The organism is Stenotrophomonas sp. a6, from assembly GCF_030913325.1.
Classification (GTDB): Bacteria; Pseudomonadota; Gammaproteobacteria; order Xanthomonadales; family Xanthomonadaceae; genus Stenotrophomonas; species Stenotrophomonas maltophilia.
The window spans coordinates 1664680-1685291 of sequence record NZ_CP133161.1 but is presented as its reverse complement, the minus strand read 5'-3'; the positions used below and the strand labels follow the sequence as shown (position 1 = coordinate 1685291).

17 protein-coding genes and 1 tRNA gene are annotated in these 20612 nt (G+C 65.6%); 4 read left to right on the top strand and 14 right to left on the bottom strand.

The features are described 5' to 3' along the window. The first annotated feature begins 32 nt into the window (after nucleotides 1-32). Together Q9Q79_RS07860 and aceE are read left to right on the top strand one after the other, a co-directional pair. Complete coding sequence (locus Q9Q79_RS07860) at nucleotides 33-431, top strand: hypothetical protein (protein WP_201863899.1); 399 nt, start codon at nucleotides 33-35, stop codon at nucleotides 429-431. A 245-nt stretch (nucleotides 432-676) separates the two neighbouring features. Further along, entirely contained in the window at nucleotides 677-3349 is a 2673-nt protein-coding gene (gene aceE, locus Q9Q79_RS07855; protein ID WP_201863900.1) for a pyruvate dehydrogenase (acetyl-transferring), homodimeric type, read from the top strand. A gap of 58 nt (nucleotides 3350-3407) precedes the next feature. Here the strand turns inward: aceE and Q9Q79_RS07850 are convergent, their stop codons facing one another. Further along, a complete protein-coding gene (locus tag Q9Q79_RS07850; protein WP_005409028.1) occupies nucleotides 3408-3890 on the bottom strand; it encodes a hypothetical protein in 483 nt (160 codons plus the stop codon). Nucleotides 3891-4116: 226 nt separating this feature from the next. Here Q9Q79_RS07850 and Q9Q79_RS07845 point away from each other — a divergent pair, with 226 nt between their 5' ends. Both Q9Q79_RS07845 and Q9Q79_RS07840 read left to right on the top strand, forming a co-directional pair. Then, entirely contained in the window at nucleotides 4117-6447 is a 2331-nt protein-coding gene (locus tag Q9Q79_RS07845) for a TonB-dependent receptor (RefSeq protein WP_201863903.1), read from the top strand. Nucleotides 6448-6567: 120 nt separating this feature from the next. Further along, nucleotides 6568-7029, top strand: a complete 462-nt coding sequence (locus tag Q9Q79_RS07840) for a DUF4189 domain-containing protein (protein ID WP_080353081.1) — start codon at nucleotides 6568-6570, stop codon at nucleotides 7027-7029. Between the two features lie 74 nt (nucleotides 7030-7103). Here Q9Q79_RS07840 and Q9Q79_RS07835 read toward each other — a convergent pair. The 13 genes from Q9Q79_RS07835 to Q9Q79_RS07775 form a co-directional block, all read right to left on the bottom strand. Beyond that, nucleotides 7104-7196: transfer RNA gene (locus Q9Q79_RS07835), tRNA-Ser, on the bottom strand. A gap of 78 nt (nucleotides 7197-7274) precedes the next feature. Further along, nucleotides 7275-7478 (bottom strand): carbon storage regulator CsrA, encoded by a 204-nt coding sequence (csrA, locus tag Q9Q79_RS07830; protein ID WP_004152909.1) that lies wholly within the window; start codon nucleotides 7476-7478, stop codon nucleotides 7275-7277. Between the two features lie 147 nt (nucleotides 7479-7625). After that, complete coding sequence (alaS, locus tag Q9Q79_RS07825; RefSeq protein ID WP_183153880.1) at nucleotides 7626-10274, bottom strand: alanine--tRNA ligase; 2649 nt, start codon at nucleotides 10272-10274, stop codon at nucleotides 7626-7628. 109 nt (nucleotides 10275-10383) lie between these two features. Beyond that, nucleotides 10384-10875, bottom strand: a complete 492-nt coding sequence (recX, locus tag Q9Q79_RS07820) for a recombination regulator RecX (RefSeq protein ID WP_005409024.1) — start codon at nucleotides 10873-10875, stop codon at nucleotides 10384-10386. A gap of 110 nt (nucleotides 10876-10985) precedes the next feature. Then, nucleotides 10986-12023, bottom strand: a complete 1038-nt coding sequence (gene recA, locus Q9Q79_RS07815; RefSeq protein WP_005412937.1) for a recombinase RecA — start codon at nucleotides 12021-12023, stop codon at nucleotides 10986-10988. Between the two features lie 204 nt (nucleotides 12024-12227). Continuing rightward, nucleotides 12228-12863: a transcriptional repressor LexA gene (gene lexA, locus Q9Q79_RS07810; protein WP_060380453.1), complete on the bottom strand. Its 636-nt coding sequence runs from the start codon at nucleotides 12861-12863 to the stop codon at nucleotides 12228-12230. A gap of 207 nt (nucleotides 12864-13070) precedes the next feature. Further along, nucleotides 13071-14753: a 2-polyprenylphenol 6-hydroxylase gene (gene ubiB, locus Q9Q79_RS07805; RefSeq protein ID WP_012479735.1), complete on the bottom strand. Its 1683-nt coding sequence runs from the start codon at nucleotides 14751-14753 to the stop codon at nucleotides 13071-13073. A 34-nt stretch (nucleotides 14754-14787) separates the two neighbouring features. Next, nucleotides 14788-15282 (bottom strand): nicotinamide-nucleotide amidohydrolase family protein, encoded by a 495-nt coding sequence (locus tag Q9Q79_RS07800; RefSeq protein WP_010484249.1) that lies wholly within the window; start codon nucleotides 15280-15282, stop codon nucleotides 14788-14790. Nucleotides 15283-15404: 122 nt separating this feature from the next. Beyond that, complete coding sequence (gene hflX, locus Q9Q79_RS07795) at nucleotides 15405-16715, bottom strand: ribosome rescue GTPase HflX (protein ID WP_201863910.1); 1311 nt, start codon at nucleotides 16713-16715, stop codon at nucleotides 15405-15407. Nucleotides 16716-16729: 14 nt separating this feature from the next. Further along, entirely contained in the window at nucleotides 16730-17005 is a 276-nt protein-coding gene (gene hfq / locus Q9Q79_RS07790; protein WP_004152891.1) for an RNA chaperone Hfq, read from the bottom strand. Between the two features lie 96 nt (nucleotides 17006-17101). Further along, nucleotides 17102-18055 carry a tRNA (adenosine(37)-N6)-dimethylallyltransferase MiaA gene (gene miaA, locus Q9Q79_RS07785; protein ID WP_201863912.1) on the bottom strand — a complete coding sequence of 318 codons (954 nt, stop codon included), beginning with the start codon at nucleotides 18053-18055 and terminating at the stop codon, nucleotides 17102-17104. Further along, on the bottom strand, nucleotides 18055-18951 hold the full coding sequence (folP, locus tag Q9Q79_RS07780) for a dihydropteroate synthase (protein ID WP_171956602.1): 897 nt from the start codon (nucleotides 18949-18951) through the stop codon (nucleotides 18055-18057). The genes miaA and folP overlap by 1 nt, the downstream gene beginning before the upstream one ends. Before the next feature lie 246 nt (nucleotides 18952-19197). Beyond that, nucleotides 19198-20112 carry an IS110-like element ISStma7 family transposase gene (locus tag Q9Q79_RS07775; RefSeq protein WP_012479096.1) on the bottom strand — a complete coding sequence of 305 codons (915 nt, stop codon included), beginning with the start codon at nucleotides 20110-20112 and terminating at the stop codon, nucleotides 19198-19200. Nucleotides 20113-20612: the final 500 nt, after the last annotated feature.

The following is a 20612-nucleotide window of genomic DNA, read 5'->3' as shown; positions in this document are numbered from 1 at the left end:
CCAACCACCCCGAGGCTGGAAAGCCCCGCAGGGTGACCGCCATCGATGACAGTGACGTTTCAACGACCGGCAGGCAGCCGCTAGAATGCGGCCCCTGCAATGTCCGGGCAGCCCGCACAAGGAGTGCTCCCATCAACGCACGCACCGCCATCAACACCCTCAGCAGCCTGCTGTTCCTGCTGCTGGTCGCCCACACCACCGCCTACCAGCAGCAGATGTGGCCGCCCAGCCGGGTCATCCATGTGCATCCGGTGATCGTCGTCCTCGCCTATGCGCTGGGTGTGCTCACGCTGCTGTTGTGGATCGGCGGTCGTCGTGCACCGGAACCCGCCCAACGCCTGGCGCGCTGGTTGCCCATCGTCGCCTGGTGCCTGCTGGGCGTCGGCGTGGCGATCATCCCGGTGTTCCTGCCGGGGCTGTCCCCGGCCTGATCAGCGGCCGCGCCCAGCGCATCGGCCCATGATACGGCGCGCGGCACCAACCCTTGCTTGCCAGAGACCCAAGCCCCGCCCGCCTACCGAAGCGTGGGGGGCAGGCCTACGCTTGTCTTCTCGGTGGCCGCCACGGTCGCCCTTCGCGTCACGGCGCCCGCCGTTGCGACCCCGCTCCAGTGCCGTGCGCCCTGCCGGTGTTGTCGCCCAGGCAGACGTCCGACCGGCGCCCTCTGGAGACAGCCATGAACCAAGCCCTCATTCCCTTCGATACCGATCCACTGGAAACCCAGGAGTGGCGTGAATCGCTGGAGGCGGTGATGCAGGCCGGCGGCCGGCCGCGCGCGCACTACCTGATCGACCAGCTCAGCGATCTGGACGCCCGGCAACACGGCGAACTGCATACCCGTGCCTGGACCGCCTACGTCAACACCATCCCGCCCGAGCGCCAGCCGGCCTACCCGGGTGACCTGGCCATCGAGCGCCGCCTGAACGCAATGATCCGCTGGAACGCGATGGTGATGGTGCTGCGTGCCGGCAAGCATTCCAACGTCGGCGGCCACATCGCCACCTACCAGTCGGCGGCAGTGCTGTACGACGTGGGCTTCGATCATTTCTTCCGTGGCCGTACTGACACCTTCGACGGCGACATGATCTACATCCAGGGCCACTCCGCGCCGGGGATCTACGGCCGCGCGTACGTGGAAGGCCGCATCGATCCGGCACGGATGGACAACTTCCGCCGCGAAGCCGGCCGCGAAGGCCTGTCCTCGTATCCGCACCCGCGCCTGATGCCGGAGTTCTGGCAGTTCCCCACCGTGTCGATGGGGCTGGGCCCGCTGACCGCCGCCTACCAGGCGCGCTACATGCGCTACCTGGAATACCGCGGCCTGAAAGAACACCAGGGCCGCAAGGTCTGGGCCTTCCTCGGCGACGGCGAGATGGACCAGCCCGAATCGCTGGCGGCAATTTCCCTGGCCGGCCGCGAGCGGCTGGACAACATCGTGTTCGTGGTCAACTGCAACCTGCAGCGCCTGGACGGGCCGGTACGCGGCAACGCCAAGGTCATCCAGGAACTGGAAGGCACCTTCCGCGCGGCCGGCTGGAACGTGATCAAGCTGATCTGGGGCAATGGCTGGGACGACCTGCTGGCCCGCGACCACAGCGGCCTGCTGCGCCAGCGCATGATGGAATGCGTGGATGGTGACTACCAGACCTTCAAGTCGCAGAGCGGCGCCTACGTGCGCGAGCATTTCTTCGGCCGCTACCCGGAGCTGCTGGAGCTGGTCGCGCACATGAGCGACGACGACATCTGGGCGCTGGCACGTGGTGGCCACGATCCGCAGAAGGTGTACGCCGCCTACCAGCAGGCGGTGAACACCAGCGGCCGGCCGACGGTGATCCTGGCCAAGACGGTCAAGGGTTTCGGCATGGGCGAAGCCGGCGAAGGCCAGAACATCAACCACCAGCTGAAGAAGATGAGCGCCGACGCGGTGCGCGCCTTCCGTGACCGCTTCAACCTGCCGGTCAGCGACGAGCAGCTGGAGGAGATGCCCTATCTGCGCCCGGAACCGGGCAGCGCCGAAGCGGTCTACTTCGCCGAGCGCCGCCGCATCCAGGGCGGGCAGCTGCCGGCGCGCCTGGCCAAGGTCGATCCGCTGCCGCTGCCGCCGCTGTCGATCTTCAACACCCAGCTGCAGGGCAGCGGCGATCGCGGTCAGTCCACCACCATGGGCTTCGTGCGCATCCTCACCAGCCTGCTGAAGGACCCGGAACTGGGCAAGCTGGTGATTCCGATCGTGCCCGATGAATCGCGCACCTTCGGCATGGAAGGCCTGTTCCGCCAGATCGGCATCCACTCCTACCTGGGCCAGCTGTACACCCCGCAGGACGCCGGCCAGCTGAGCTATTACAAGGAAGCCAAGGACGGCCAGATCCTGCAGGAAGGCATCAATGAATCCGGTGCGATCTGTTCGTGGATCGCCGCCGGTACCGCCTACAGCAACCACGGCCTGGCCACGATCCCGTTCTACATCTTCTATTCGATGTTCGGCCTGCAGCGCGTCGGAGACCTGGCCTGGGCCGCTGCCGATGCGCGTACCCGCGGCTTCCTGCTCGGTGCCACGTCGGGCCGCACCACGCTGATGGGCGAAGGCCTGCAGCACGATGACGGCCACAGCCACGTGCTGTCGTCGGTGATTCCCAGCTGCGTGTCCTACGACCCGACCTACAACTACGAGCTGGCGGTGATCATCCATGACGGCCTGCGCCGCATGTATGTCGACCAGGAAGACATCTACTACTACATCACCGTACTCAACGAGAACTACCCGCAGCCGGCACTGCCCGAAGGCGCCGAGGCCGGCATCCTGAAGGGCCTCTACCTGCTGCACCCGGCGGCCGCCGACAGCGACTCGCAGCCACGCGTGCAGCTGATGGGCAGCGGTTCGATCCTGCGCGAAGTGGAAGCCGCGGCAGAACTGCTGCAGCAGGACTTCGGCATCGCCAGCGATGTGTGGAGCGCGACCAGCCTGACCGAGCTGCGCCGCGATGGCCTGGCCGCCGAACGCTGGAACCTGCTGCACCCGGCTGAGGAACCGCGCGTACCCTACGTGCAGGAGTGCCTGCAGGGCCATGATGGCCCGGTGGTGGTGGCCACCGACTACATGAAGATCGTCGGCGACCAGATCCGTCCCTTCATCAACGACCGCCGCTTCATCGCACTCGGTACCGATGGCTTCGGCCGTTCCGACACGCGTGAGTCGCTGCGCACGTTCTTCGAAGTGGATCGCCACTTCATCGTGCTGGCCGCCCTGAAGTCGCTGGCCGACGAAGGCCGCATCGAGCGCTCGCGGATGCAGGAGGCCATCGACAAGTACGGCACCGACACCGGCAAGCGCGACCCGGCCTCGGTGTAAGGCTGCCGGTGCCATGCCCGCGGATTCCCTCCCCGTGGGCATGGCGCAGGCGGCGCCGCTACGGTATCCGCTTGAACAGGTTGGTCTGCAGGATCGGCGTGCCGTCGTGGCCGTAGAACGCCTTGGTCTCGGTCATCGTCGTACGGTCCGCCGCCACGGTATAGATGCGGGTGGAGGCCGGCGTGCCATGGTCCACCAGCTGCATCACCAGGGTATTCGGCGCCGGCAGTTTCAGGTTGGCCTTGTCCGCGCCGTAGGTGCCGGACAAGGGCCCGGGCGTACCGTCCAGCGCCAACGTGCCGTCGGATTTCATCGTCTTGCCGTCGTGCAGGACGATGTCAACGTGTGAACTCCACCGCCCCGCACCGGCGTCCTTGAACTCCAGCACCACCTGCTTCGGGCGCTGTGCTTCGGGTAACGCAGACGTGGCGATATCCAGCGACCAGCGCCCCAGCAACGGTGAGGGCCAAGCTTCCACCGCCAGCGCCGGAACGGCGGAGAGCGAAAGCGCAGACAACAACACAGCGGACAACAGCTTCATACGGGGCTCCGTTTGAATGAGGAAGCTCTGCGTGGGGCGTTGCGGGGCAGTGCCCAGATCGTGCCGGTCGCCAGCAGCACGCGCAAGGCGGTGCGCTGAACGAGGGAGACTCCGTCCCATCCCGAGAGGCCAAAGCACCCTGCCCCATTGAATCGAGGCGGTTTCCGCTCTTGTTGACCTGAACGGTTACGTTATAACATTTCACGTCAATTTCACGGACCGTGCCATGCGTCGCCATCTCCTTGCTACCGCCCTTCTGTTCGCCGTCCACAGCGCCCAGGCCGCGGACGAACCCACCCTCCCCACCCTCCAGGTCCAGGCCAGCCAGCCCTCCCGTATCGACAGCCGGGTCACCGTCGACAACCCACAGGCGCAGAACCGCACCCTGGGCGGCCTGCTCGAACACGTCTCCGGCGTGCAGAACAGTGCTTTCGGGCCGAACGCGGGGGCCCCGGTCATCCGCAGCCTCAGCGGCAACCGCGTGCAGATCCTGCAGGACGGCCAGTCCATCCTCGGGATGAACGCGATCAGCGGCGACATCAACATCCCGTTCGATCCGCTGTTCGTACGCAGCGTCACCGTCAACAAGTCTTCCGACACCGTGCGCTACGGCGGCAATGCGATCGGCGGCAGCGTGGAGATCGATTCGGGCCTGATCTCGCGCAGCATGGAAGACAAGGACCAGTCGATGGAACTGGTCCTGCGCAAGGGCTTCAACGCCGCCGACGCGCAGGGCTTCCGCATGAACTTCAACAACCAGCGCAACTTCTCGACCAACCTGCAGGTCTCGCGTCAGCGCATCTCGCACTACGACATCCCCGGCAACAGCAAGGCCAGTGTCTGCAACACGCGCCTGTTCCCGCCGACCGGTGGCGTGAACTCTGCGCTGGCCGACAGCTGCCAGAAGGAAGCGCGCGTCCAGCAGATCTACAACAAGGCGTCGCAGCCCTACATCGACCAGTTCATGACCGAAAACCCGGACTGGGCCGAAGGCGATTTCTCCTTCTACACCAACAATCCGACTTCGGTCTGGCAGCGCCGCACCTACATCAATCCGGTCAACCCGGCCTACGTACCCGGCACGCCTTCGTACGTGCAGAAGCAGATCAACAACGACGTGACGCCCGATTACCATCACCGGTTGGGCAACAGCTACGCGAGAAATTCGCAGGTGGCGCTCGGGTCGACCCTGTTTTTCGACCGTGGTTACGTGGGTATCAGCATCGATGCCAAGGACAGCGAGTACGGCGTGCCGGGGTTCTCGATGCAGAACCTGTCGTTCGGTTCCAACTATGCCAACGGGCTGCCGGTAGGGGTGGTGATCAAGCAGGAACGCTATGCACTGGAAGCCCTGCTGCGCGATCCGCTGCCGTGGTTCGAGCGCGCCGAACTGCGCGTTTCCAAGCTGGACAACACCTCGGGCGAGCGGCTGGGTGCCACCCGCGCCAACGACTACGATTTCGAGAGCACCCAGGCCGAGCTGCTGCTCAGCCATCAGCGCGTAGGTCCGCTCAGCGGCATGCTGGGTTTCAGCCACCAGTCGCGTGATGTCACCGGCAGTGGCTCGCTGCGCTACCTGCCTGACGTCGACACCCGCAGCAACGCGGTGTTCCTGAAGGAGACGCTGGACTTCGGCTGGGCCAGTTTCGACGCTGGCGTGCGCCACGAGCGCGTTGACCATGACCTGCAACCAAGCCGCTTCAAGACCGCGCGCAATGCCGCCAACACGAAACTGCAGGACCGCGACTACCGGCTCAACAGCTACAGCCTGGGATCGTATGTCGAGCTCGGTCCGTTGTTCGCCGCCAAGGTGCGCTACTCGTCCTCCCAGCGCGCACCGGAGATCAACGAGTTGTATGCGAGCAATGCCCACTATTCGGTGATGACCCAGGAAGAAGGCAACCAGAACCTCGAGCCGGAACGCGCGAAGAACCTGGAACTGACCGGCCTGTTCCACCTTGGTGGTTTCGAACTGTCGGCCACCGCGTACCGGATGAAGTACGAGAACTATCTGTACCTGGGTTACTCGGGCGTGCAGACCGCCAACCGCCTGCCGCTGAAGTACTGGAAGCAGACCGACACCACGGTGAAGGGCTTCGAGATCGATGCCTCGCAGGCATTGGACCTGGGCCGCTACGGCACGTTGAACGTGTCCGCCTTCGCCGACCTGGTGAAGAACAAGGCCGATCACCCCGATTCGTTGCGTGCCCACAATGACGGCGAGTACCTGCCGAACATGCCGACCAACCGCTGCGGTGCCACCCTGCAGTGGCAGCGCGAAGGCTGGAAGGCGCAGCTGTCCAGCACCTACTACGACACGCAGAAGTACCTGGGCCGCAATGTCAGCGAGGAAGTGCCGCTGGATGCGTTCAACCTGGTCGACCTGCAGGTCAGCCGTGAGCTGCCGGTACGCAGCAGCTACATCGCCGGCATGGAGGTGTTCGTCAACGGCAGCAACCTGCTCAATCAAGAAGCACGGCCGCACAACTCGCCGCTGAAGTACATCGCGCCGCTCCCCGGGCGCGGTTTCCAGGTGGGCGTGACGGTGAAGCTCTGACGATCGAACGCGTCGGTACGCGCCTGCGGGCAAATTGCCTGCAGGCGTTCTCCCCCGTCCCCCTGCGGGGTTGCGCCACATTCACCGGTTGATTCACCATCGGCAAAAGAGGAGAGCGTGATGAACTGGAAGCATGCAGTTTCACTGGCGCTGTTGTTGTCCGTTTCATCAGCCGCAAGTGCTGCGTCTGCGATCACCTACGACAAGGATGGCCGCTACGGCTATTCGATGAACCAGTCTTCCCTCACCACTGCGATGCAGCAGTCGCTGCACTACTGCGCAGCGCGATCGCGCAATTGCGGTCAGTCCGCCAGCACCACCAGCGAAGGCTATTCGGCCATAGCGACCGGCACGATTGCGTTGGGCTTTGCACTGGGCGAGAAGACGGCGGACGCCGCGCAGCGGAAGGCCGAAAGAATGTGCAGGGAACGTGCCAACGACTGCACGCTTGCGTTGCTGTGGCGGGAAATTCCACCTCGCCACATTGAACCGCCACAGCTGCCGGGTACACCCGCTCCGGCACCGGCGACGACACCCGCGCCCATGCCAACGCCTGCCTCCCGCACCGATCAGCCAGGATAGTCAGCTCCACGCTGCGAGTGTCGGATAAAGAAAAACGCCTGCAGATCGAGGATCTGCAGGCGCTTCTTTGTATCTGGCGGAGTGAGAGGGATTCGAACCCTCGATAGAGCTTTTGACCCTATACTCCCTTAGCAGGGGAGCCCCTTCGGCCACTCGGGCATCACTCCGGGGTTTTCTCCGCGTCTGGTGCGTTGCACCTCAGCGGGGCGTGAATCATAACGTTAATCGAGTGCGAAGGTAAAGCGTTATTCGGCAGAATTTTCGCTACCGGTGCCACCGGCTTCGTCACCGCGCTGGATGCGCTGATAGATCTCTTCGCGATGCACAGCAACGTCCTTCGGCGCGGTGATGCCGATACGCACCTGGTTACCCTTGACGCCAAGCACGGTGACGCTCACCGAGTCTCCGATCATCAGGGTTTCGCCGACGCGGCGAGTCAGGATCAACATTTTTGTAAGTCTCCATGGAACCGTGTGGAAGGGTATCCCCCACCGGCTTGACGCTCCGTCAAGAAGCGCTACCACGACAAAGGGAAAAGATTCGCAATGGTACCGTCAGCCGTCCCGCTCCTACAAGGAGGGGGACGGCCAGGTTCATCACAGGCGGGGGCTGACCCATTCGACGACTGCAGCCAGCGCAGTGGCAAGGGCGGGCCCGTCCTCGCCACCACCCTGGGCGAGGTCCGGGCGTCCGCCGCCCTTGCCCCCGATCTGACTGGCGATATGGGACAACAGTTCCCCGGCCTTGACCTTGCCCATTGCACTGCCGTTCACACCCGCGACCAGGGCGGCCTTGCCGTCCTGGGCGCCGGCCAGCACGATCACCGCGTCGCCCAGCTGCTGCTTGAGGCGGTCCATGGCGTCACGCAGGGCCTTGGCGTCGAAGCCCTCCAGGCGGGCAGCCAGTACCTTCACGCCAGCAACCTCGACGGCCTGGCCGGACAGATCGGCCGTGGCACCGGCGGCGACCTTGGCCTTCACGGCCTCCAGTTCCCGCTCCAGCTGCTTCTGGCGCTGGCCGAGGGCACGGATCTTCTCAACCACGTCGGCAGCGCTGCCACCGAGCAGTTCAGCGGCCTCGGCCAGGCGGGCCTCTTCGGCGTCCACGTAATCCAGCGCACCCTGGCCGGTAACAGCCTCGATGCGGCGCACGCCCGCGGAGACGCCGCCCTCGGAGGTGATCTTGAACAGGCCGATGTCGCCAGTACGGTTGACGTGGGTACCACCGCACAGCTCGGTGGAGTAGTCACCCATCTTCAACACGCGCACGTGCTCGCCGTACTTCTCGCCGAACAGGGCCATCGCGCCGAAGTCCAGCGCTTCCTGCATGCCCATGTTGTGTACTTCGGCGGCGTTGTTGGCGCGCACCTGCTGGTTGACCTTGCGCTCGATCACGGCAAGCTCTTCCGCGCTGATCGGCTGGAAGTGCGAGAAGTCGAAACGCAGGCGGTCCGGAGCGACCAGCGAGCCCTTCTGCTGCACGTGGGTGCCCAGCACTTCGCGCAGGGCGGCGTGCAGCAGGTGGGTGGCCGAGTGGTTGAGGATGGTGGCGCCACGGCGCTCGCCATCGACCTGGCCGGAGAGCACGTCGCCGACCTTCAGGCCGCCTTCGGACAGGGTGCCGACATGGCCATGGAACTGGCCGGCGAACTTCTGGGTGTCGTCCACCGCCAGGCGCACGCCGTTGCCGGTCAGTACGCCGGTGTCACCGACCTGGCCGCCGGACTCGGCGTAGAACGGGGTCTGGTTGGTGATGACGATGACTGCGTCACCGGCATCGGCCGACTGCACCGGACGGCCGTCCTTGAGCAGGGCCAGCACGGTCAGGCCGTCAGCCTGCAGGCGGTCGTAGCCCAGGAACAGGGTCGGGCTCAGGGTCGCCACCAGCTCGGCGGGCAGGGTCACGCCACCACCGAACTTGCCGGCCGCGCGCGCGGTCTCGCGCTGCTGCTCCATCGCGGCATCGAAGCCGGCAATGTCGACGGTCAGGTCGCGCTCGCGGGCGATGTCCTGGGTCAGGTCGAGCGGGAAACCATAGGTGTCGTACAGGCGGAAGGCGTCAACGCCCGGGATCACGCCATTGCTGGCCTTGCCCGCGACGTCCTCGAAGATCTTCATGCCGGCATCGAGGGTTTCGGCGAAACGCTCTTCTTCGGCCTGCAGCGCACGGGTGACGGTGTCCACCGCAGCCGGCAGTTCCGGATAGGCTTCGCCCATCTGCTCGACCAGGGTCGGCACCAGCTTGCTGAAGAACGGCTGGCGCACGCCCAGCATCCAGCCGTGGCGCAGTGCGCGGCGGATGATACGGCGCAGCACGTAACCGCGGCCTTCGTTGGACGGCAGCACGCCATCGACGATCAGGAACGAACAGGCACGGATGTGGTCGGCGATCACGCGCAGCGACTTGTTTTCCAGGTCGGCGGTGCCGGTCAGCTCGGAGGCCTTGCGGATCAGGGCCTGGAACAGGTCGATCTCATAGTTGGTGTGCACGTGCTGCAGGATCGCCGCCAGGCGCTCCAGGCCCATGCCGGTATCCACGCACGGCGCCGGCAGTGGCACCAGGGTGCCGTCGGGCTGGCGGTCGAACTGCATGAACACCAGGTTCCAGATTTCGATGAAGCGGTCGCCGTCTTCATCCGGGGAACCCGGGGGGCCACCGGCGATATGGTCACCGTGGTCGTAGAAGATCTCGGTGCACGGGCCGCACGGGCCGGTGTCGGCCATCTGCCAGAAGTTGTCCGAGGCGAACGGTGCGCCCTTGTTGTCGCCGATGCGCACGATGCGCTCTTCCGGCACGCCGACCATGTCGCGCCACAGCGCGTAGGCTTCGTCATCGGTCTGGTAGACGGTGACCAGCAGGCGTTCGGCCGGCAGCTTCCAGACCTGGGTCAGCAGTTCCCAGGCCCAGGCGATCGCGTCCTTCTTGAAGTAGTCGCCGAACGACCAGTTGCCCAGCATTTCGAAGAAAGTGTGGTGGCGCGCGGTGTAGCCGACCTGGTCGAGGTCGTTGTGCTTGCCGCCCGCGCGCAGGCAGCGCTGGACGTCGGCCGCGCGCACGTAGCTGCGCTTTTCCGCGCCAAGGAACACGTCCTTGAACTGCACCATGCCGGAGTTGGTGAACAGCAGGGTCGGATCATTGCCCGGCACCAGCGGCGCCGACTGCACGATGGTGTGGCCTTTGCCCTTGAAGAATTCAAGGAAGTCGCTGCGGATCTGGGAAGTCGTGAATTTGGCGGATGCGTTCATTGGGGGCTGGCAGTCTGCGGGCCGGCGGACCCGGACCACCGGCCGCGTTGGCCAGGGTCGCGAGGGACCGCCGAAAACCTAAAGGGTATCAGGCCCGGCGCCGCCAGTCTCAGTCATCCGGGTCGTAGCGGGTCGCGCGGCGGATGCTGTCGCCGTCGAAGCCCCGTCGGGCCAGCAGATCGGCGGCCTTGCGCCGCTGTGTCAGGTCCTGCGGGCCGGCCTCGCCAAAGCGTCGGCGGACCAGATCACGGGCGTTTTCCTGCCAGTCGCCTTCGTAGCTGTCCATCGCTGCGGCAATCGCGGCACTGTCCAGGCCGTGGGTCCCCAGCTCGGCGCGGACATGGATCGGCCCATAACCGGTGTTGGCGCGCATCCTCACCAGGTTCTCGGCAAAACGGGTGTCGTCCTGCCAGCCGGCCTCGGTCAACTTGGCGACAGCGGCCTGCGCGGCTTCGTCTTCGATGCCACGGGCGGTCAGCTTGCGGGTGAGTTCCTTGCGCGAGTGCTCGCGGCGGACCAGCAGGCCCAGTGCCCGTTGCACGGGGGTCTGCTCACGCGGCCGGCGCTTGCGGCCGGTCGGAATGTCTTCGGCGTCGGACATGGGTACTCCAAGGGTGGCGCCATCCGTGGCGCCCAGCCCATCCCTGGGCGATTCGAACCTGCGGGACAGGGCGACGTCACTGACGGCGCCACCCTGCCCCACAGCAAGCCTTATTCGTCTTCGCCTTCGTCGTCGCCTTCCTCGCGGGCCGCTTCGGCCGGCTGGAATTTCTCGCGCAGCTCGGCCTCGAGCTTGGCGGCGACAGTCGGGTTGTCGCGCAGGTAGCCGCGGGCGTTGTCCTTGCCCTGGCCAATGCGTTCTTCACCGTAGCTGTACCAGGCGCCAGCCTTCTCGACCAGCTTGGCATCCACACCCATGTCGATCAGCTCGCCTTCACGGCTGATGCCTTCGCCATACAGGATCTCGGTGATGACCTGCTTGAACGGAGGTGCCAGCTTGTTCTTGACGACCTTGATCTTGGTCTGGTTACCGATGATCTCGTCACCCTTCTTGATCGCGCCGATACGGCGGATGTCCAGGCGGACCGAGGCGTAGAACTTCAGCGCGTTGCCACCCGTGGTGGTTTCCGGGCTCTGGCCCGGCATCATCACGCCGATCTTCATGCGCAGCTGGTTGATGAAGATCACCAGGGTGTTGGAGCGCTTGATGTTGCCGGTCAGCTTGCGCAGCGCCTGGCTCATCAGGCGGGCCTGAAGGCCTGGCAGCTGGTCGCCCATCTCGCCTTCGATTTCGGCCTTCGGGGTCAGCGCGGCAACCGAGTCGATCACCAGGATGTCGACCGAACCCGAACGGACCAGCATGTCGGCGATTTCCAGCGCCTGCTCACCGGTATCCGGCTGCGACAGCAGCAGGTCGTCCACGTTCACGCCCAGCTTGGCGGCGTAGATCGGGTCCAGCGCGTGCTCGGCGTCGATGAAGGCCGCGGTACCGCCCATCTTCTGGCATTCGGCGATGGCCTGCAGGGTCAAGGTGGTCTTGCCCGAGGATTCCGGCCCGTAGATCTCAACGACACGGCCCTTCGGCAGACCACCAATGCCCAGCGCGATGTCGAGCATCAGCGAACCGGTCGGGATGGCTTCGACGGGTTCGACCACGCGGTCGCCCATGCGCATCACCGAGCCCTTGCCGAACTGCTTTTCGATCTGGCCCAGAGCTGCAGCGAGGGCGCGCTTCTTGTTCTCGTCCATCGGATTGGTCCTTGCAGAGGTCGTGTCGTTGGAGGTGCTGTCTTTGGGGGTCTTCTTTGCCATGGGTTCACTTTAAGTCGGACGTATCGCACAGGCTGAGATTCTGCCCGGCGCTCTGAAAAGAATTATCGGACATCCGTACCAACCTCAGTGGAACCAGAGAATCGCCACAAAAGACCGCGGGGTAATGCGCTATGGAACGGGTCAACGGTTGGGCCGCAGCAGGCCGCAATAGAGGCCCTCGATCGCGAAGTCCTGATCCGGCAGCACCTCGATCGGCTTGTAGTCGGGGTTGCGCGGCAGCAGGCGGATACGATCCTTGGCGATCTTCAGCAGCTTGACCGTGATCTCGTCATCGATGCGGGCCACCACGATCTGCCCGGAATGGGCGTCGCGGGTACGATGCACGCCGATCAGGTCACCGTCGAAGATGCCCTCGTCGATCATCGAATCGCCCTGCACCTTCAGCAGGTAGTCCGGCGCTGGCGAGAAGAACACCCGGTCCAGCACCACGAAATCGTCCGAGCCGATGTCGGCGCCGATCGGGAGGCCCGCCGCAACCCGGCCGAGCACCGGCAGGCGCAGCACACTGTCGGGCAGGTCCGGCTCGGCCAGCTTCTCGACCGGCGGCGCCTGCACCAGGCGGATGCCGCGGGCCTGGCCCGGGATGCGACGGATCGCACCGGCCTGCTCCAGGGCTTCCAGGTGGTACTGGGCCGCGCGCACGCCCTTGAAGCCGAACGCACGTGCGATTTCAGTCTGCGAGGGCGGCGCGCCTTCGCTCTCGATACGCTCGGCGATCAACTGCAGGATCGCCTGCTGGGTGTCGGTCAGGTCCATGTTTAGTAGTATTACTACTAATATCCGGGACTGCAAGTGCCGCAAACGACATGGAGTGGTGCGGGCCTGTTGGGCCGAGGCATGCTCGGCAAGCGTCGCCGGGTATGGCCCAGCACCAGGAGCAAAGGCAGCCGACCAGCGGTCGGCTCTACAGGAATCGCGCAGCGATTCCGCGGTTCCCGTTGGGAACCGCTGCGGTAAACACACTCACGTGTGTTTACCGCTTCTCCATATCGAGAACAGGATCCACACGCCGCAGAAGCCGGCGCCGATGAAGCCGCAGACGCCCAGCGCCAGCAGCCAGCGGCTGGAGACGCCGCCGACGCTGTGCATCACGATCGAGGAACCGATGATCAGCGCAGCAGTGACGATGCCCATCACCAACCGGTTCGCTGCGCGGTTCACCTGTTCGCCGAAGCCCTGCAGCGCCGTGGTTTCCACCTTCAACTGCAGGCGTCCCCGGCGCGCCGCCTGCACCAGCTTGCGCAGGTCGCGGGGAAGCTCACCGGCGAAGTCGACCAGGCCCAGCAGGCTGCGGCGGCCGCGCTTGAGCAGCGCCTTGGGCGCATAGCGCTGCAGCACCACCCGCTCCAGGAACGGGCGCGCGGCACTGGCCATGTCGAAATCCGGGTCCAGCTGCCGGCCCATGCCTTCCAGGGTCAGGAACGCCTTGATCATCAGCGCCAGGTCAGCCGGCAGGGTCAGGCTGTAGCTGCGCAGCAGCTGGGTGATGTCGCCCAGCATCAGGCCGATGCGCAGGTCCTTCAGCGGCACGCCACGGTATTGATCTACGAACTGGCTGATGTCGTGCTGCAGCCGGTTCTCGTCCACCTCAACACCGCCGGCCCAGTCCAGCAGCACGTCGGCCACGCCCTGCGGGTCCTGCTCGACCAGCCCGTGCAGCAGCTGAGCCACCTGGAAACGCCGCACTTCCGACAAGGCGCCGACCATGCCGAAATCGATCACGCCGATGCGGCCGTCACGCAGGTAGATGATGTTGCCGGGGTGCGGGTCGGCGTGGAAGCTGCCGTCCTCCAGCACCATCTTCAGCACGATGCCGGCGCCACGCCGTGCCAGCTCGCGCCGGTCCAGGCCCGCCGCATCGACGCCGGCCAGGTCTCGGCCAGGAATGCCGTCGACGAAGTCCTGCACGTTCAGGCTCTCGCAGGTCCACTGCCAGTGCACCTTCGGAATCAGTATGTCGTCACGGCCGCTGAAGTTGCGCGCGATGCGCTCGGCATTGCGGCATTCGGCAGCGAAATCCAGCTCGCGGCGCAGCGACACGGTGAACTGCTGCACGACCTCGGCCGGGCGGTAACGACGCAGGTCCGGCAGTCGCGCTTCAACGATCTCGGCCAGGCGGGCCAGCAGACGCAGGTCGGCCTCGACCACATCGCGGATGCCGGGGCGCCGCACCTTCAGCACCACCTCGCGACCATCATGCAGGCGCGCGCGATGGGCCTGCGCCAGCGAGGCGGCAGCCATCGGGGTTTCATCGAGGAACGCGAACACCTCTGCAGGCGGTGCGCCAAGGTCGGCCTCGAGCTGCTCACGGATGTCCGCATACGGCAGCGCAGGTACCGCGTTCTGCAGTTCGGACAGCTCAGCGATCCATTCCGGCGGCAGCAGGTCAACGCGCGTCGCCAGCACCTGCCCGAGCTTGACGAAAGTGGGACCGAGATCCTGCATCGCGCTGCGCACGCGCACCGGTGCGGTCATCCGCAGCAGTTCCTGCCGCTCCTCGTTCCAGTGCAGAAGGCGCCCTGCCCGCTCCAATGTGCTGGCCAGGCCGATGCGCCGCACCACGTCGCCGAAGCCATAGCGGATCAGGACGACGGCGATTTCCTGCAGTCGGCCCAGGTCACGGACCGTGCCCAGCGTTTCCCACATCATGCGTGCTCCGGACGATTACCGGAGCAGCATGTCACAGCTGGGCGTCGATACCGCGCAATGCCGCCGCCACGGTTTGCCGGCGGATGGCTTCGCGGTCGCCATCGAACTGGAACAGCTCGGCGCGGGCATAGCCGCCCCGGCGCTTCCAGCCAATCCAGACGCTGCCGACCGGTTTGTCCGGGCTGCCACCGCCGGGACCGGCGATGCCCGTCACTGCGACGGCGATGCCGGCACCCGAATTGACCAGCGCACCGGACACCATTTCCAGCACGGTTTCGCGGCTGACCGCGCCGAACTGCTCCAGGGTCTGCGCGCGCACGCCCAGCAGGCGCTGCTTGGCTTCGTAGCTGTAGACCACCATGCCGCAGTCGAAAAACGCCGAGGAACCGGCGATGTCGGTCATGCATTTGGCAATCCAGCCGCCACTGCAGCTTTCAGCGGTCACCAGCTGCAGCGAGGCCTGCTGCAGGCGCTGCCCGAGCGCGGCGGACTGGGCATTGAGTTCAGCGTCGGTGGGAATGGACATCGGCATGACGGTGGGGTGAAGAACCTGCACGTTGTACCGCAGATGACAGGCGGATGTCGCGCCCCTCCGGCACGGTTGCGTTGCCGGCCAGCGGCCGGCACTACCAGGCATCGGCCGCTAGCTCACCACTCCGGCAGTTTTTCCGGCAGCAGCGCCCGGATCGGCGCGCCGTCGGCACTGGCGGCCAGCTTTTCGGCTTCGGCAATCGGCAGGTCGACCTGCAGCAGCCAGCCGTCTTCGTCGGCCTGCTCGCTGCGGATCACTTCCAGCTGGTGCAGGCGCGCACGCAGGCGGCCGGCATCCGGCGGCAGGCGCAGTTCGCCGGTGACATGCTGCAGGCCCAGGCGCTTGCCCAGCACCGACTGCAGCAGCTCCAGGCCCTGCCCGTCACGCGCGGAAATCCACACCCGCTCGCGACGCGACTCATCCGGGATACCGTCCTGGCCATCGTGGCGGACGTCGGCACCGTCGATGCGGTCGATCTTGTTGAACACCAGCAGCTGCGGCAGGTCGCCGGCACCGACCGCGGTCAGTACCTCGTCGACCTGGGCGATGCGCTCCTCGCGGTGCGGATCAGCAGCGTCGACCACGTGCAGCAGGAAATCGGCCTCGCGCGCCTCGGACAGGGTCGAGCGGAACGCGGCAACCAGGTCATGCGGCAGGTCACGGACGAAGCCGACGGTATCGGCCAGCACCACGTTGCCACCCGGCACCGCGATGCGGCGCACGGTCGGATCCAGTGTTGCGAACAGCTGGTCGGCGGCATAGGCCTCGGCGCCGGTCATGGCGTTGAACAGGGTCGACTTGCCGGCGTTGGTGTAGCCCACCAGGGCCACGCGCGGCAGCTCGCTGCGCACACGCGCACGGCGCATCTGGGTGCGCTGCACTTCGACTTTTTCCAGGCGCTTCTGCAGCTGCTCGACCCGCTTCTGCAGCAGGCGCCGGTCGGTTTCCAGCTGGGTTTCACCCGGACCGCGCAGGCCGATCGAACCGCCGCGCTGGCGCTCCAGGTGGGTCCAGCCGCGCACCAATCGCGTGGCCAGGTGACGCAGCTGCGCCAGTTCGACCTGCAGCTTGCCTTCGTGGCTGTGCGCACGCTGGGCGAAGATGTCCAGGATCAGGCCGGTACGGTCGATCACCCGGCGCTCGAGGAAGCGTTCCAGGTTGCGTTCCTGGCCCGGGCTCAACGCATGGTTGACCAGGATCAGGTCGGCACCGCTGGCGTCAGCCGCGGCCTTGATCTCGTCCAGCTTGCCGCTGCCGATCAGGGTCGACGGATTTGGACGGTCCAGGCGCGCAGTGATCGTCGCGGCGATGCTGGCCCCAGCCGAGCGAGCCAGATCACCGAACTCTTCCAGCACATCGTCTTCCAGCTTGCCGAAATGGGGCTGGATCAACAGGGCGTGTTCGCCCTTTTTCGAGCGGTCAAACATTCACCGCTCCGGTATTACTCGTCTGCTTCATCACCTGCCTGACCACCTTCACCCGACTGCACGTAACCACCGCCCGGACCGACCTTCACGTTGCGTGCCGGAACGACCGTGGAAATGGCGTGCTTGTAGACCATCTGACTGACCGTATTGCGCAGCAGGACCACGAACTGGTCGAACGACTCGATCGTGCCCTGCAGCTTGATGCCGTTGACCAGGTACACCGAAACCGGCACGCGCTCGCGCCGCAGTGCGTTCAAGAAAGGATCCTGCAGCGATTGCCCCTTGGACATTGCACACTCCTGATTATTGTTCTTATTGGGTTGCCGACGGCTGCCACGGCCCCCGAGCCGCCCGCCGACCGATGATGTTACACGGCTGGCGGGGGTTCAGCGTGCGACGAAGGTCGACACCGCGCCGGCCAGGCGCTCGTGGTCGATATGGGGGTCGAACCAGCGCGCATCAAGTTCGCCGCGCAGCCAGGTCAGCTGGCGCTTGGCCAGCTGCCGGGTGGCGAAGATCGCCTTGTCCCGGAAGCGGGCGGCATCGCCCTCCCCGCCCAGATACTCCCAGGCCTGGCGATAGCCGACCGCGCGCACTGCCGGCAGGTCCAGCGGCGCCTCCACGGCGGCCATTTCCGGCATCGCGCGCAATGCCCGCACCTCATCCAGAAAGCCCTGTGCCAGCATGGCGTCGAAGCGCGCCTCGATACGCTGGTGAAGCACCGCGCGGTCACGCGGCGCCAGGATCAGCTTGAGCGTGCGTACCGGCAACGGCGCCACGCCCGGCCGACGCTGCCATTCAGTGATGGGGGTACCGGTCAGGCGATAGACCTCCAGCGCCCGCTGGATGCGTTGCGGGTCGGTGGCATGGATGCGTGCCGCTGCGGCCGGGTCGACCTTGGCCAGCTCTGCGTGCAGTGCCGCCCATCCGCGTTCGGCGGCTTCGGCAGCCAGCACCGCACGCATCTCCGGATCGGCCTCCGGCATCGGCGACAGGCCCTGCAACAGGGCGCGGAAGTACAACCCGGTACCGCCGGCCAGGATCGGCATCTTGCCGCGCGCCACGATGTCGGCCACGACCCTGCCGGCATCGGCGGCGAATTCGGCCGCCGAGTAGGTCTGCCAGGGATCGCGCAGGTCCAGCAGATGATGGGGTGCCTGCGCGCGCTCGGCCGCATCAGGCTTGGCCGAACCGATATCCAGGTAGCGGTACACCAGCGCCGAATCGACGCTGACGATTTCGCCATCCAGCTGCTTCGCCAGGGCGATCGCGGTGGCGGTCTTGCCACTGGCGGTCGGCCCCATCACGGCGATCGCCAGTGGCCGCCGGTCGATGCCCATCAGTCTTCGTCCGGCCAGCGGATCGTCGGCGTGGCGTCGGCGCGCGGCGTTGGCACGGCCTCGACTGCCTGCCAGATCTTCAGTGCATCAACGGTGGCGGCCACGTCATGCACGCGCACGATGCGTGCGCCGCGCTGCACCGCGATCAGGTGCGCGGCCACCGAGGCGGCCACGCGCTCGGACGGCGTGTCGCGACCGGTCAGTTCGCCCAGGCTGCGCTTGCGCGACAGGCCAGCCAGCATCGGCACGCCCAGCTCCAGGAACCGCTCGGAGCGTGCCAGCAGGGTCATGTTGTGGGCAGTGGTTTTGCCGAAACCGAAACCGAGATCGATCAGCAGGTTCTTCTTCGAAATGCCCGCCATCTCGGCAGCGAACAGGCGCTGGACCAGGAAGCCGTGCACCTCGGCGACCACGTCGTCGTAATGTGGATCGGCCTGCATGTGGCCTGGCTCGCCCTGCATGTGCATCAGCACCACCGGCACGCCGGTTGCAGCGGCGGCGTCCAGCGCCCCCTCCTGACGCAGGCCGAAGATGTCGTTGATCATGCCGGCGCCAGCGGCCACCGCCGCACGCATCACCTCCGGCTTGAAGGTATCGATGCTGATCGGCACCTGGGTACGGGCGGCCAGCTGCTCGATCACCGGAATCACCCGGCGCACCTCCTCCTCCACCGATACCGGCGCAGCACCCGGGCGGGTGGATTCGCCGCCGATATCGAGCAGGTCCGCGCCCTCCTCGACCAGCTTCAGGCCATGGGCGACTGCGGCCTCGGTGGTGTCGTGCGCGCCGCCATCGGAGAACGAATCCGGGGTGACGTTGACGATGCCCATGACCCGGGCACGGTCGAGGCGCAGGATGCGGCCGGCGCAATCGAGCTGGGGCGAGGTATCGAACATGGGCAATCCTGCAGGGACAACGGCGGGTAGTTTAGTTCGGCAGGGCGGCGCCCTGCACCCGCAGAGGCCAGAGCAACAGCAACAGCGGGTTTCCTGTGGGATGGCGGGGTGGGTCCAGTTGCGGGGGACGCCGTAAATACGTCCATGTAGCAACTGTGTTGATGGAGGGACTTGGCCCCTCCATGAGACGGGCACGGTAGTGCCGGCCGCTGGCCGGCAGCCTTTGGTCTTGCGCCCTGGCTGGCCTTAGGCAGGGACCAGCCCGTTTTCAGCGTCGCGCACCCGGGCGTTGAGGATCACCAGCATCTTCCTCATCACCGCCACGATCGCTACTTTTCCTTCCTTGCCGCGGGCCCGCAGCGACCGGTAAAAGTCCCGCAATCGTGGCTCATGTCGCATGGCCGACATGGCTGCCATGTAGAGCACCTGGCGGATCTCGGCCCTGCCGCCATGGATGCTTCGCCTCCCTCGCATGGCTCCGCTGTCGTGGGAGATCGGCGCCACGCCGACCAGGCTGGCAATGGCTTTTCCGCTGATCTGACCCAACTCAGGCAGGTAGCTGGCCAGTACCGCCTGCAATGCCGGGCCGACCCCTTTCATTGACTTCAGCACTGCCAGTTGAGGCTGCTGCGCGACCTGTTCAGAGATCTGCTTGCCCAGCCGCTCGACCAGTGTTTGCAGGCGAATGATGTTGCCTTGCATCTGCCGGCGTAGCTCGCGGTCAGTCACCATTTCCTGCTGTTGGCGGGCTACGGTCAGTGCCTGCATCGTTTGTCGACGCGCCCGCACAAACTCACGCAGTTTCCGCTGCCAGGGCTCCAGCGGCTGATAGGAAGGCAATTCCACCAGCGCGGCCATCTGCGCCAATACAAGAGCGTCCAAGCGGTCCGTCTTGGCCACTTTACCCAGCCCCTGAGCCAGTCTACGCGCTCGCAGTGCGTTGGCACGGATCACCGGATGGCCGGCCTTGTGAAGGAAGTCCAGGACAGTCTGCTCATAGCCGCCGGTGGCTTCCAAAACGATCTGAATGGCCGGCCGCGTACTCAACCAAGTGCTCAACTCGGCATAGCCAGAGGGGCTATTGCTGACCTGCAGGGTCTGGCCGTCTGTCGTGCCGATATCCAATCGGCGCTTGCTCACATCGATCCCGATCCCGTTCATTGCCCGACTCCGTATAGTCTGGAAGGGTCGAGAGCTCCCCCGCTTGCCCAGTCTTATCGCTTCGAGTGTCAGCTCCAGCAACTGTTCGGGCGGATCAAGGGAGATTCCGGCGTGGGCGCCAAGCTACATGGCGATCGTCGAGATCCAGGCTCGTACGGCGGCCCACGCCGGCTCTCGACACCTACGCTGACAGATTTTCATCAGATAAGGCTCGGTCGCCGCATCCATGCGGCTCACGCCCCCGCAACCGGACCCACCCCGCCTTCGACAGATCTCCGCGATCTGCAGTAGATCCACGCCATGCGTGGATGAATCTCCATCGGAATCGAATATTTCGAATTGGAATCGAAATGCATCCACGCATGGCGTAGATCTACCGTGTCGACCAAGGTCGACACCTACCAACAGCAGCAGGAATCTGTCAGAGGTGGGGCGGTGTCGGAGGGCGGGGTGTCAGCCGCATGGATGCGGCTGCCAAGCTTACAGGGACGTACTTGCAG

What these genes read in the sequence shown, in the direction of transcription:
- aceE (WP_201863900.1), top strand. Translation starts at nt 677, where the DNA reads ATGAACCAAGCCCTCATTCCCTTCGATACCGATCCACTGGAAACCCAG.
- Q9Q79_RS07850 (WP_005409028.1), bottom strand. Translation starts at nt 3,890, where the DNA reads ATGAAGCTGTTGTCCGCTGTGTTGTTGTCTGCGCTTTCGCTCTCCGCC.
- Q9Q79_RS07845 (WP_201863903.1), top strand. Translation starts at nt 4,117, where the DNA reads ATGCGTCGCCATCTCCTTGCTACCGCCCTTCTGTTCGCCGTCCACAGC.
- Q9Q79_RS07840 (WP_080353081.1), top strand. Translation starts at nt 6,568, where the DNA reads ATGAACTGGAAGCATGCAGTTTCACTGGCGCTGTTGTTGTCCGTTTCA.
- csrA (WP_004152909.1), bottom strand. Translation starts at nt 7,478, where the DNA reads ATGTTGATCCTGACTCGCCGCGTCGGCGAAACCCTGATGATCGGAGAC.
- alaS (WP_183153880.1), bottom strand. Translation starts at nt 10,274, where the DNA reads ATGAACGCATCCGCCAAATTCACGACTTCCCAGATCCGCAGCGACTTC.
- recX (WP_005409024.1), bottom strand. Translation starts at nt 10,875, where the DNA reads ATGTCCGACGCCGAAGACATTCCGACCGGCCGCAAGCGCCGGCCGCGT.
- recA (WP_005412937.1), bottom strand. Translation starts at nt 12,023, where the DNA reads ATGGACGAGAACAAGAAGCGCGCCCTCGCTGCAGCTCTGGGCCAGATC.
- lexA (WP_060380453.1), bottom strand. Translation starts at nt 12,863, where the DNA reads ATGGACCTGACCGACACCCAGCAGGCGATCCTGCAGTTGATCGCCGAG.
- ubiB (WP_012479735.1), bottom strand. Translation starts at nt 14,753, where the DNA reads ATGTGGGAAACGCTGGGCACGGTCCGTGACCTGGGCCGACTGCAGGAA.
- Q9Q79_RS07800 (WP_010484249.1), bottom strand. Translation starts at nt 15,282, where the DNA reads ATGTCCATTCCCACCGACGCTGAACTCAATGCCCAGTCCGCCGCGCTC.
- hflX (WP_201863910.1), bottom strand. Translation starts at nt 16,715, where the DNA reads ATGTTTGACCGCTCGAAAAAGGGCGAACACGCCCTGTTGATCCAGCCC.
- hfq (WP_004152891.1), bottom strand. Translation starts at nt 17,005, where the DNA reads ATGTCCAAGGGGCAATCGCTGCAGGATCCTTTCTTGAACGCACTGCGG.
- miaA (WP_201863912.1), bottom strand. Translation starts at nt 18,055, where the DNA reads ATGGGCATCGACCGGCGGCCACTGGCGATCGCCGTGATGGGGCCGACC.
- folP (WP_171956602.1), bottom strand. Translation starts at nt 18,951, where the DNA reads ATGTTCGATACCTCGCCCCAGCTCGATTGCGCCGGCCGCATCCTGCGC.
- Q9Q79_RS07775 (WP_012479096.1), bottom strand. Translation starts at nt 20,112, where the DNA reads ATGAACGGGATCGGGATCGATGTGAGCAAGCGCCGATTGGATATCGGC.